The organism is Mesorhizobium sp. LNHC232B00 (genome assembly GCF_000502435.1).
In the GTDB taxonomy this organism is placed as follows: Bacteria; Pseudomonadota; Alphaproteobacteria; order Rhizobiales; family Rhizobiaceae; genus Mesorhizobium; species Mesorhizobium opportunistum.
On record NZ_AYWP01000002.1, the window covers coordinates 102,137 to 113,894 of the forward strand.

Below are 11,758 nucleotides of genomic sequence, written 5' to 3' on the forward strand. Positions count from 1 at the left end.
AGCAATCACAAGGAGTTAAGCAATGGCAGCTGCCGCAGGAAAGACCGCCAACGAGGCGCGGGCGAATTCGGACCTCGAGGCCGATATCAGGCAGTTGAAGGCCGATATCGACAAGCTTACCAAACAGTTGGCCAAGACCGGTGAACACGGCTACGGCACCGCGCGTCGTGCGGCGGCCGAAAGTGTCGAGCAGTTGCGGGCCCAGGGTGAAGCGGCTTTCGACAGCCTGCGCGGCAACGCCAGGGATATCGAGGCGCAGATGGTGGCGAGCGTACGCGAAAAGCCTGTGACGTCACTGGCAATCGCCGCCGGCGTCGGCTTCCTCTTCGCGCTGCTCGCGCGTCGCTAGTCACGCCGCAGATGGGACTGCTGGCATCGCTGCTCTCGGGTTTCGCTTCAGGTGAAACGATGGCTGCCGTGCGCCGCGCGCGTACGGCGGCCATCGTCTATGCGCTCGCCGCTCTGGCGGCATTGTGCGGTCTCGGCTTTCTGGTGGGGGCCGCCTATATCTGGGCGGCGGCCCGCTATGGATCGCTGGCGGCGGCGCTCGGTTTCGGTGTCGGCTTTCTGGTGGTCGCGAGCCTCGTTCTCCTGATCCATCGGTTGATGTCCGGCGCTCGCGCTCGCCGCGAGGCAAAGCGGCGCAAGACCGACATGAAGGCGATCGGCGTCACGGCCGCACTGGCCCTGCTGCCGACGTTGCTCAAGGGAGGGGGGCTCAAGGGAAAAGGCAGCCTCGGGATCATTCTGGGCCCGGCCGTGGCGCTCGCGGCCTATGCCATTTACCGCGAGAACTCCAAGCCCGGCGCTGACCATCCGGATGATGCCGGCGAGGGGAAATAACGCCGCCGCTTCGGCCCGGATGGGTCCGTCATCTCGACAGGTCTTCCAGGGGCATCGATATTTCGGCGAATACGCCCTCCTGACGGAATTCATGGGTCACTTCGCTTGAAAGGACCTTGGCCAGGCTGCGCCGGATGAGGATCGAGCCAAATCCGTGGCGCTGGGGCGGGGCAACCTGCGGGCCGCCGGTTTCGCGCCAGGTCAGCACCAGGCGACGGTCGCTCTTCCTGCCTTGCGCCTTCCAGCCGAGATCGACCTTGCCCGACGCAACCGACAGTGATCCATATTGCAATGCGTTGCTGGCCAATTCGTGCAGGATAAGGCCGAGACCGACGGCCTGATCGGGCGACAGCAGTAGGTCGGCGCCGGAAATCGTCATGCGCGGCTGGCCGGCTGTGTCAAAGGGTCCGGTCTCGATCTGGACGAGTTCGCGGATGCCGATGCCGCGCCACTCTCGGTCGGACAAGAGATTGTGCGCGATGCCCAGGGCCTGAAGCCGGGCACCGAAGGCTTCCAGGAATTCGCTCGGCTGGCGGGCATGACGCACGGTCTGCGTCGCCAGCGCCTGGACGGTCGCCAGCGTGTTCTTGACGCGATGGTTGAGTTCGCGCAGCAACAGCCGCTGCCGTTCGTCGCCGAGCTTGCGTTCGGAGATGTCGTAGTTGACGCCGAAAATCAGCGTCGGCTTGCCCTCGCCGTCGCGTTCGATGACACGGCCACGCGTCGCGACCCAACGCGGCGGATGGAAGCCCTTCACGCGATATTCACCGAAGTAGTCGTCACTGCCGGTCAAAGCGTCGCGAAAGCGGGTCTCGGTCTGGTAGACGTCGCGCGGATCGATGGCGGTAAGGATGTCTCGTGCCCGCAGCCGGGTCGAGCGCGGCAGGTTGAACAGTTCCGACAGCCGGACATCGCATTCGATGATGTCGGTGCGGATGTCCCATGCCCAACTGGCAAGCGAGGCCGCGTCGAGCGCGATGGCGCGTCGTTTTTCCTCGCGCGCCAGTGCGGCCTCGGCGATAGCGCCGCTGCGGGTTGCATCCTTCAGGGTGAACAGGCTGGCGGCGAGGCCGGCGAGCGTCTTCAACTGGTCGAGCGTGGCGGGGGAAGGATAGGCATGCGGCTTGCGGTCGAGGACGCATAGCGTGCCGATCCTTGCGCCGGCCACCAGCATCGGCGCGCCGGCATAGAAGCGCACATGGTGCTTGCCGGTGACCAGCGGGTTGGTTTTGAAGCGTGGATCCGTCGTTGCGTCCGTCACCACCATGGGTTCGTCGCCGGCGGCGATGGCATGGGCGCAGAATGAGATGTCGGTCGTCGTTTCGGTCTCGTCCAGGCCAAAGCAGGACTTGAACCATTGCCGCTCGATATCGACGAGGGTGACCAGGGCGATCGGCGCTCGCATGACGGTCGCGGCAAGGCTGCTGATGCGGTCGAAGTCCAGGTCCGCGGCCGTATCCAGCATCTCCAGCCCGTGCAGCACGGCCAGACGGCTTTCCTCCCTCACCGCGCGCGCAACCGCGGCCGGCAGAACCGCCACTGTTTCCACCTTGCTATCCACCCAAGTCCCCAAAGCCCAGCCCCGGTCTTTGCCGCTTCGCCGGCCTGCGGCCGATCGGCTCGTCTCGGAACCATCCTAGCAAGGAACCGTTACCGAGAACGTCAACAGGCGCGGAACGAAACAAGGACCGGCCATGATCAAGATCATTCCCGAAAACAAAGCGCGTCAGGGGCGATGGGGCAGGCATGGCTTGCGTATCCTGATCGCCGCACTGCTTCTCGCCTTCGCGGCCTGGGGCATCGCCGAAATCTATGGCGAGGTCGCCAAGACGCCGGCGACAGAGCAAGGAAGCGCGCCGAGCAACTAGAGCCTTGACCGTCATCGTCCGAGATCGCATCAGGCGGCCTTTGCCTCGGCAATGCTGGCCGGCACCAGGACATTGAGCGCGCCAGGCCGGATTTCGAGCGTCGTCTCGCGGTCGAGCCTGACCAGTTCGCCATCCATCACGGCGTGGAACTTCTTACTGCCCGAGTGGATTTTCAGAACCGCCCGGTCGGCTTGGTGGATTTCGACATGCTCGTTGTCGCGCCATTTGCCACGCGCCACGTCGAAGAAGAATTTGACCAGTTCTGCACGCTGCTGCGCCACCGTGACGTAGATACCGAGCACGCCGCCAGCAGGGTTGTCGGCATAGGGCAGGTGGCCTTCGCCAAACAAATTGTTGGTAATACCGATGCCGGTGATGCGCGCCGCGATCTCGGTTTCGCCGATATTTAACGTGACGTTCATCGCCGGCGGATTCTTGATCGTCGCCCACGCCGCCTTAGCCGAAGCCCCGATCTTTCCCAGGCGCGAACCGAATTCCATCCTTTGGCGCAACTGAACCATCCTCGCATGCATGCCGATGGAGAACTGATGGATGAAGGGCTGGCCGTTGGCCGTGGCCATGTCGACGGCGATGATTTCGCCGTCGGCGAAGGATTTCAGCGCGGCATCGAGCGACTGTGGAATGCCCAGGCCGCGTGCGAACAGGTTCATCGTGCCAGCCGGCAATATGGCAAGCGCTTTCTCCTTGCCCATCAGCCTGGCGGCCGCGGCGGAAATGGTTCCGTCACCGCCACCGGCCAACACGATATCGACGGCACGGCGCGAGGCAGCGCTGTCGAGGGTTTCGACCACGTCCTTGCCGGCAACGACATCGATGCTGAGAGAATGGCCCGCGCTTTCCAAGGTCCGACGCATCCGGTCGGAAAAAGCCGCGAGGTCGGTGGTACGCAGGGTGCCACCGTCCCGGTTCAGCACCGCCGCAAATTTCATGCCCGCTCCGCTGTCTAAGACACAGTTTGGCCGGAACTCGCCCAGCCAAAGGCTGAAACGCCGCGAAGCGGGAAAGGTTCCGGCGGCGCCGGAATCCGCCGTTGCATACGGTGGGCTGCCCCGCATTTCGCTTCAGGTTTTCATCACGAACGCCGCGCTTTTTGTCGGAACAACAGCATGCTCACGACGTTGTGAATTGTAGAAATGCCGTGCTCGGCGACGGTCAAAACCCGGCGCGGCGTGTACGCAATGATGCACTCAGGCACGCAGGAGAGATGATCATGATCCGCACCCTTTTAGCTTCGACCGCACTCGCAGCGATGGCCGCGACCGGCGCCTTTGCGCAGACCGAGGCAAGCCCGGGACCGGCCACACCTTCCGTCCAGCAGCCCGCCGCTGGTTCGGCGATACGCGCCGAAGGTAGCATCGTCACCAACATCATCGGCGAATCCGTCTATAACGGCCCCGGTGACGACGCCGAAAACATCGGCAAGGTCACCGATGTCGTCTTCGACAAGGATGGCATGACGAAATCCGTCGTCATCGGCGTCGGCGGCTTTCTTGGTGTCGGAACGAAGAATGTCGCCTTCGACTACGACAAGCTGCAATGGGCCGAGAAGAATGGCGACCGCTGGCTGATTGCCAAGACAACCAAGGACGAGTTGAAGGCCCATCCGGAGTTCGACAGCAAGCCTTATGAACCCGCGCCAGCGCCTGCGGCTTCCAACGCGGCAGCACCCGCGGCAACCGATACGGCACAGGCACCTGCCGCCGCTCCGGCCGAGCCGGTAAAGCGCGCCGATGGCAATCTTGCCACCAACATCATCGGTGAGACCGTCTACAACGGCACCGGAGATGACGCCCAGAACATCGGCGAGGTCAATGACATCGTGCTGTCCAAGGAAGGCAAGGCCGAGTCCCTGGTCATCGGGGTAGGCGGGTTCCTGGGCCTCGGGGCCAAGAACGTGACCTACGACTTCAGCAAGGCAAAGTGGGCCGAGAAGAACGGTGACCGCTGGCTGGTCGCGCAGACCACCAAGGAAGAGCTGCAGGCGCAACCGGATTTCAACCGCAAGGCCTATGATCCTGTGCCGGCGACGACGGCATCCAATGCGCCGGCTGCAACCGCTCCGGCCACGGCGCCCTCCGCCACCACCGCACCTGCCGCCGCTCCCGCAGACAAGACCGCCGAGGCTCCCGCGGCTACGGCTCCCGATCAGACACAGACCGCAGCCATCGACAAGTCGTCGCTGACCCCCATGCCCATCGGTGAGATCAGGGTCGACGACCTTAAGGGCACAACCGTTTACGGCGCCGATGACGCCAAGGTCGGTGAGATCGGCGATGTGGTGCTGACCCCGGACAAGAAACCGGACGCGGTCATCGTCGACGTCGGCGGCTTCCTTGGCATAGGCTCGAAGGAAGTGGCTGTCGGCATGGATAATTTGAAATTCATGACCGACAAGAACGGCAAGAAGTACCTCTACACGACGTTCACCAAGAAACAGCTGGAGGCGCAAACTGCCTATGACAAGGGCAGCTATGCCGAAAAGCGCGACCAGCAGCGGATGGTTGTACGATAGGCAGTAGGGCGGTAGGGCAGTAGGGCAGTAGGGTGCCAAGTCGGCGCCGGCCATGTCGCCCTTACTGCCCTACTCCCTTATTGCCCTCACTCACATACCCCACCACACCATTGTCCGTCAGCTCCGCCAGCGCCAGCGACTGGTCGAGATGTTCGGCACGCCAGGCGAGAAGCCGCTCAGCGAATTCCAGACGAGTGGACAGATGTGCAGGGCTGGTGGCGAGGTTGGTCAGTTCGCCAGGGTCTGCCTCGACGTTGAAGAGCAAGGGTGGCAAGCCGCCGCCAAAATGCACGTATTTGAATTTTTTGGTGCGGATGACAGCCAGATTGCATTGGCGCGAGGCAATGCCGAAATGCTGCTCGGCTTCGCCGTCCGCGATCGAGCGGAAATCGAACTCCCAATGCGCCGCGTCGCGCCAGACAGCAGGGGTTCCGCCGCTCAGGAATGGTCTCAGCGAACATCCGTCGAGATGCGGTTCAGGGGCTTCGCCAAGCAGATCCATGAGCGTGGGCAAGATGTCGACCGCTTCGGTGAAGCGATCGACCGAACTGCCGGCGGCCTTGCGATGTCGTGGATCGCGAATGATCAGCGGGATGTGATAGCTGCCGTCGAAGTAGCCGCCCTTGCCCAGCATGAAATGGTCGCCCATCATCTCGGCGTGGTCCGAGGTCAGCACGATGACGGTGTCGTTCCACGCACCCGCGGCCTTGACTGCTTGCCAGACGCGGCCGAGCTGCGCGTCCATCTCCGCGATCATGCCGTAGTAGATCGCGCGGATCTGGCGGAAATCATCCTCGCTCCAGTCGTGCACTTTGCCTACAGCGCCGGGGCGAAACCTCGCGCGTTTCTGCCCGCCAAGATCATAGGCGAGATAGGGATGGCTCTGCGCTTCAGCCCGCCAGCTCTCCGCGCGGTGAAAGGCCGGGCCTTCGGCCGGATCGTATAGCGTGTTGTACGGCTCCGGCACGATGAAGGGTGGGTGCGGGCTGATGAAGGAGAGATGCGCGAACCAGGGCGCGGCCTGCTCCTGCTCGCCGAGCCAGCGGATGAACTCACCGGTAAGGAAAGCCGTCGGCGTATGGTCTTTCGAATAGGCTGGCGGCGCCTCCGTCACTGCGTCGGCGTGGTCTTCCAGGGGACGATGGATGCCGGGCGATCCGGCGCTGACATCGATGCGCTGCTGCTTCAACCAGGAGAGCCACTGCTTCTGATGCTCGGGCAGCAGCTGGCGCACCGTGAAACCCGGCAGCACGCCTTCGTAGCTCTGCAGCCTTGGGTCGCCTGGCGCCAGCAAGCGCGGATCGAGCGAGACATCGGTGTAGCCGAACAGCGTCGGGTCGTAGCCCAGGCTGCGCGCATGCAGCGCAATGTTGCCGTGGCGAGCGTCGAGCGGCGTGCCGTTGCGGCAGACGCGATTGTTCATCTGGTAGAGGCCGGTGTAGAGGCAGGCGCGGGCCGGCGAGCAAGGTGCGGCGCCGCCATAGTGGCGCTTGAACAGCACGCCTTCGGCGGCCAGCGCATCGGCATTCGGTGTCTTCACCACGGGATGGCCGGCGGCCGAGAGGCTATCGCCACGCCACTGGTCGCAGGTAATCAGGAGAACGTTGGGGCGCCTGCCTGTTCCAGCCACGTGTTATACCTTTCGCTGCATGTTCGAACGCCGCTCATGGAACCGATTTCCGGCAATGGCGCAAGACCGCTTCTGTGAGCCGATTGGTGAACAGATATCGTTCGATTGTTCACTTTTGCAGCACAGTCCATTCTGTGTTTGCCGCCTTTGCCGCAAACGGCGGTGTCCTCATATTGGCGTGGACAGCGGCGAGGGCCGCACAGACACCAAGGAAAGGAGCAAGACAATGCTCGACCAGATCAAGGGGCTGCACCACGTCACCTCGATGGCCAAGGATGCAAGGCAGAACAATGATTTCTTCACCCATAAGCTCGGCCTGCGCCGGGTCAAGAAAACCGTGAATTTCGACGCGCCCGACGTCTACCATCTCTATTATGGCGACGAGGTCGGCACGCCCGGTTCGGTGATGACTTATTTCCCGTTTCCCAACATCGGCAAGGGCCGTCGCGGCGTCGGCGAAGTCGGCACCACGGTTTATTCCGTGCCGCAGGGCACGCTCGCCTATTGGGAAAAGCGCTTTGCCGATGAAGGCGTGACCGGCGTCTCGCGCGAGGAGAGCTTCGGTGAGAAGCGGATCAGGTTTGATGGCCCCGACGGCGACGGTTTCGCGCTGGTCGAGGACAAGGCCGACAGCCGTGCGCCCTGGGCCAAGGGCGGCATTCCCGCGGACGAGGCGATCCGTGGCTTTCACTCGGTTGCGCTCAGGCTGAAGGATGGCGGCGCCACCGAGGAGCTCTTGAAGTTCATGGGCTACGAGGAAGTCGAGAAATCAGGCACGATCAGCCGGCTGGCGCTGAAAAACGGCAACGGCGCCGATGTTGTCGACATCGAATCGCTGCCGACGGCGGCCTTCGCCGATCTTGGCGCCGGCTCCGTCCACCATGTCGCCTTCGCCGTCGAGAACCGCGCCAAGCAGCTCGAAGTGCGCAAAGCGTTGATGGACACCGGCTATGGGGTGACGCCGGTGATCGACCGCGACTATTTCTGGGCGATCTATTTCCGCACACCGGGCGGTGTGCTGTTCGAAGTCGCCACCAACGAACCGGGTTTCGACAGGGATGAGGATACCGCTCATCTCGGGGAGGCGCTGAAGCTGCCGACGCAGCACCAGCATCTCAGACCCTATCTCGAACAGCATCTGCAGAAACTGGAAGGCTGAAGCCATGAGCAAGGACGCCTACATTCACAAGGTGCTGCCCGGTTCGCCCGGCGGTCCGCTGCTCTTCGTCTTCCATGGCACGGGAGGCGATGAGAGCCAGCTTGTCTCACTGGGGCGCGATCTCGCGCCCCAGGCCGCCATCATCTCGCCGCGTGGCGATGTGTCCGAACAAGGTGCGGCGCGCTTCTTCCGCCGTACCGGCGAGGGCGTCTACGACATGGACGATTTGGCGCGGGCGACGGGCAAGATGGCCGGCTTCGTCAAGGCGCATGTCGAGGCTGCGAAGCCCTCGGCGGTGTTTGGCCTCGGCTATTCCAACGGCGCCAACATCCTGGCCTCGGTGATGTTTGCCGCACCAGAGCAGTTCGATGCCACCGTGCTGATGCATCCGCTGATCCCGTTCGAACCACAGGTCAACGGCAGCCTCGCCGGCCGTCACATCTTGGTGACCGCCGGCAAGCGCGATCCGATCTGCCCGCCGAACCTGACGACGCGGCTCGAAGCCTATTTGCGTGCCGACGGCGCCGATGTCACAGTGGAGTGGCACGATGGCGGGCACGAGGTGCGGCCGAACGAAATCGAGGCGGCCCGGCGGTTTTTTGCCGGCGCCGCGCAAGGAGCTTAGAGATGCCCGACCAACTGCCTGAGATCGAACTGGAGGATCGCGGCTCCAAGGGTCGCTATGTCTTGCGCGGCCCCGGCGGAGCCGAGGCTGAGATGACCTTCACCAAGATCGGCGAGCACCAGATCATCATCGATCACACAGAAGTGCCGGACGCGTTTCGCGGCCAGGGTGCCGGTCTTCGGCTCGTAACCCGCGCCGTCGAGGATGCGCGAGCGGCGGGCAAGAAGATCATCCCGCTTTGTCCGTTCGCCAATGCCCAATTCCGCCGGCATAAGGAATGGGCCGACGTGCTGAAGCAATAGGACCGAACAGGCGGGTGATCAGCTGCGCGGGGACAACAGGTCAGCCGCCGGCACGGCTTTGTAATTTGCGCGGGTAGCACATCGTGCCTAAGTGGGTATGATAATCGCTCCCGCGCCGACAAACGAACCGAATGATCCCCCAATGACCGCATCCGATCTCGTCCCCGTCTTCGACGGCCATAACGACACGCTGCTCAGGCTGTATCAGTCCAAGGACCCTGACGTCGAAAAGCTGTTTAGCGAGGGGAAATCGGGCGGCCACATCGATCTGCCGCGCGCCAAGGCCGGCGGCTTTGCCGGCGGCATGTTCGCCATCTTCCCGCCGCCGGTCGAGAAAGCCAGGCGCAGCGCCGTACCCTCGGCACCGAGCGACAGCGAGCCTTTGCCTCCCGAAGTCCCGCGCACCGATGCGCTCAACTCGACGATCGCGATGGCCTCGATCCTGTTTCGGCTGGAACGGGCCGGAGCGCTTGCCGTTTGCCGCAGCGCCGCCGATGTCCGCGACGCCATGGCGCGCGAGACGATCGCGGCGGTGTTCCACATCGAAGGCGTCGAGGCGATCGATCCCGAACTCACCATGCTCGACGTGCTGCATGCCGCGGGCCTGCGTTCGCTCGGTATCGTCTGGAGCCGGCCGAATGCCTTTGGCCATGGCGTACCGTTCCGCTTTCCCTCTTCGCCCGACACCGGGCCCGGGCTGACCGACGCCGGCAAGGCGCTGGTCAAGGCCTGCAACGAGCTGAAGATCATGATCGACCTCTCGCATCTCAACGAGAAAGGCTTTCGCGACGTGGTTGGGCTTAGTGATGCACCGCTGGTTGCCACGCACTCCAACGTGCATGCGATCTGCGGCCATTCGCGCAACCTCACCGACTGGCAGCTCGGCGCGATCCGCGAGTCCGGTGGCATGGTCGGGCTGAACTTTGCCACCGGGTTCCTGCGCGAGGACGGCCGCATGAATGCCGACACCAGCCTCGATATCATGGTGCGCCATGTCGATTCCCTGCTGCAGGCCTTGGGCGAGGATGGCGTCGGTCTCGGCTCGGATTTCGATGGCGCCATGATCCCGGCAGTCATCGGAGATGTGGCCGGCCTGCCGAAGCTGATCGACGCGCTGGCCGCGCGCGGCTTCGGGCGGGCGCTGATCGAGAAGATCGCTTACCGCAACTGGCTGAGCATGCTTGAAAAAACGATAGGCTGAACGACCTATTCGAAGCCGATGCGCTTCAGCCAGTCCTTGCCGACGCCACGATCCCTGATGATCGGCAGCGGGTTTTCCGAATCGAGCCTTGCGCAGATGCGATAGACTTCGAGCGTCTCGGCGCTCATCTCGCCGCGTTTGTAGAAGTACATGGCGGCGGCATAGCGCGTGCGGCCGGACCATTTCTCGCCGAGCGGCGTGTTGACCAGCTCCCACTGCTCGGCGGCTTCCGCATCTTCTTCCTGCTTGTCTGTCTCGTCGGCCATGGTCAGAAATCCGCCGGCGGATTTGCGGTGCGGCGGTCGAGTTTTATGAAGGGCCGCGCCACCACCTTGGCCCGCTTCATCAGCTTTTGGTATTGCAGCTCGCGCATGGCGTAGATCTCGACCCACAGGTCCTCCACGACAGTATCACCGTAGGGCCGCGCCAGCGATGCGATGGCGATGTTGCGCTTGGCCATCGGCGACCACATGGCGGCGCTGACCAGACCGACCTCCTGGCTTTTCTTGTGGTAGACAATGGCGTGTTCGGCCGGGACGTTGCCTTCGATCTCCAGTCCGACCAGCACATGGCGGAGCCTGCGTTTCGCGCGGGCCTCGAGAATAGCGCTGCGGCCGTTGAAATGGCCTTTTTCGGGATCGATCATGAAGCCGAGCCCGATCTCGTCCGGCATGCGCAGGCGGTCGGCGCGAATGGCGTGCTCGGCTGTGGTGAAGTCCGCATTGGCGACGATCAGCCCGGCCTCGAGCCGCGCACGATTGAGTGCGGTGTAGCCGATGGCGCGGATACCACGCGGTTCGCCCGACGCCATCAGCCGGTCCCAGAGGCTTAGCGCTCTGTCGGCCGGCACGAACAGTTCGTAGCCGAGATCGCCGGTGAAGCCGGTGCGCGAAATGCTGACGGTACCGCCGTCATGGGGAAAATCGGCGAGGTCAAACACCTTGAGTTTCTCGACGCCGACGAACCCGGCATCGCGCAGGACAGCAAAGGAGGTCGGCCCTTGCAGCGCAAGGCCGGCGACGGCCTCGGTTTCTTCCTCGACCGTAACGCTGAAGCCAATGGCGCTGTCGAGAAGCCAGGGCAGATGCCGCTCCTGCGAACACAGCCGGAAATGGGTCGGCGACAGCCGGAACAGCGTGCCGTCGTCGAGGACGAAACCTGCGTCGTCGCACCACGCCGTATAGTGGACGCGGCCGGGCTTGAGTTTCGCCACATCGCGCAAGGTGACGCGGTCGAGGAAGGCTTCGGCGTCCGGCCCTTCGATCCGGTATTTGGTCATCGGCGAAATGTCGAACAGCGCCGCCTGGCTGCGGATGGCGAAATATTCGAGCTCCTCGTCCCACAGTGAATGCGGCGCGCGATAGCCGGCCCAATTGTACCAGTCCTGGGTCTTGGCCAGCGCATCGAGGCGCGGCTGGAACGGCGTGCCGAGGCGCAGCGTGCGGAAATGGGATTGCGCCGCGATACGGGTTTTCAGTTGCACCTTGTTGAGCTGGCTGGTCATGATGGCATTCCTTCGCGCCCCCCTCTGTCCTGCCGGACATCTCCCCCTCTTGGGGGGAGATTGGACGTCGTCGGCGATTTCGCCAATTCTCGA

At 63.5% G+C, this 11,758-nt stretch carries 13 protein-coding genes; 8 read left to right on the plus strand and 5 right to left on the minus strand.

The annotated features are described in order from the left end of the window. The first annotated feature begins 22 nt into the window (after positions 1 to 22). Both X743_RS165965 and X743_RS165960 read left to right on the plus strand, forming a co-directional pair. On the plus strand, positions 23 to 349 hold the full coding sequence (locus X743_RS165965; protein WP_023763754.1) for a DUF883 family protein: 327 nt from the start codon (positions 23 to 25) through the stop codon (positions 347 to 349). Positions 350 to 360: 11 nt separating this feature from the next. Further along, positions 361 to 843, plus strand: a complete 483-nt coding sequence (locus tag X743_RS165960) for a hypothetical protein (RefSeq protein WP_023763755.1) — start codon at positions 361 to 363, stop codon at positions 841 to 843. Between the two features lie 28 nt (positions 844 to 871). Here X743_RS165960 and X743_RS165955 read toward each other — a convergent pair whose 3' ends face one another. After that, positions 872 to 2,404, minus strand: coding sequence for an HWE histidine kinase domain-containing protein (locus tag X743_RS165955; RefSeq protein WP_023763756.1), 1,533 nt, complete (start codon positions 2,402 to 2,404; stop codon positions 872 to 874). Between the two features lie 133 nt (positions 2,405 to 2,537). Here X743_RS165955 and X743_RS1000000170290 point away from each other — a divergent pair, with 133 nt between their 5' ends. After that, complete coding sequence (locus X743_RS1000000170290) at positions 2,538 to 2,711, plus strand: hypothetical protein (RefSeq protein WP_013892673.1); 174 nt, start codon at positions 2,538 to 2,540, stop codon at positions 2,709 to 2,711. A gap of 29 nt (positions 2,712 to 2,740) precedes the next feature. Here X743_RS1000000170290 and X743_RS165950 read toward each other — a convergent pair whose 3' ends face one another. Beyond that, a complete protein-coding gene (locus X743_RS165950; protein WP_023763757.1) occupies positions 2,741 to 3,661 on the minus strand; it encodes a diacylglycerol kinase family protein in 921 nt (306 codons plus the stop codon). A 281-nt stretch (positions 3,662 to 3,942) separates the two neighbouring features. Between X743_RS165950 and X743_RS165945 the strand changes: the two genes are divergently transcribed. Beyond that, entirely contained in the window at positions 3,943 to 5,244 is a 1,302-nt protein-coding gene (locus X743_RS165945) for a PRC-barrel domain-containing protein (protein ID WP_023763758.1), read from the plus strand. 61 nt (positions 5,245 to 5,305) lie between these two features. Here X743_RS165945 and X743_RS165940 read toward each other — a convergent pair whose 3' ends face one another. Further along, positions 5,306 to 6,874, minus strand: a complete 1,569-nt coding sequence (locus X743_RS165940; protein ID WP_023763759.1) for an alkaline phosphatase family protein — start codon at positions 6,872 to 6,874, stop codon at positions 5,306 to 5,308. Between the two features lie 226 nt (positions 6,875 to 7,100). On the opposite strand from X743_RS165940, the gene X743_RS165935 reads away from it, so the two are divergent. The 4 genes from X743_RS165935 to X743_RS165920 all read left to right on the plus strand — a co-directional run bounded on the left by X743_RS165935 (position 7,101) and on the right by X743_RS165920 (position 10,161). After that, positions 7,101 to 8,033 carry a VOC family protein gene (locus X743_RS165935; RefSeq protein ID WP_023763760.1) on the plus strand — a complete coding sequence of 311 codons (933 nt, stop codon included), beginning with the start codon at positions 7,101 to 7,103 and terminating at the stop codon, positions 8,031 to 8,033. A 4-nt stretch (positions 8,034 to 8,037) separates the two neighbouring features. Continuing rightward, positions 8,038 to 8,658 carry an alpha/beta hydrolase gene (locus tag X743_RS165930; RefSeq protein ID WP_023763761.1) on the plus strand — a complete coding sequence of 207 codons (621 nt, stop codon included), beginning with the start codon at positions 8,038 to 8,040 and terminating at the stop codon, positions 8,656 to 8,658. 2 nt (positions 8,659 to 8,660) lie between these two features. Continuing rightward, positions 8,661 to 8,960, plus strand: a complete 300-nt coding sequence (locus X743_RS165925) for a GNAT family N-acetyltransferase (RefSeq protein WP_023763762.1) — start codon at positions 8,661 to 8,663, stop codon at positions 8,958 to 8,960. 142 nt (positions 8,961 to 9,102) lie between these two features. Further along, entirely contained in the window at positions 9,103 to 10,161 is a 1,059-nt protein-coding gene (locus X743_RS165920) for a dipeptidase (RefSeq protein ID WP_023763763.1), read from the plus strand. Between the two features lie 5 nt (positions 10,162 to 10,166). On the opposite strand, the gene X743_RS165915 is transcribed toward X743_RS165920, so the two are convergent. After that, positions 10,167 to 10,427 (minus strand): hypothetical protein, encoded by a 261-nt coding sequence (locus X743_RS165915; protein ID WP_023763764.1) that lies wholly within the window; start codon positions 10,425 to 10,427, stop codon positions 10,167 to 10,169. Positions 10,428 to 10,429: 2 nt separating this feature from the next. Further along, positions 10,430 to 11,665: an aminomethyltransferase family protein gene (locus X743_RS165910; protein ID WP_023763765.1), complete on the minus strand. Its 1,236-nt coding sequence runs from the start codon at positions 11,663 to 11,665 to the stop codon at positions 10,430 to 10,432. Between the last annotated feature and the right edge of the window lie 93 nt (positions 11,666 to 11,758).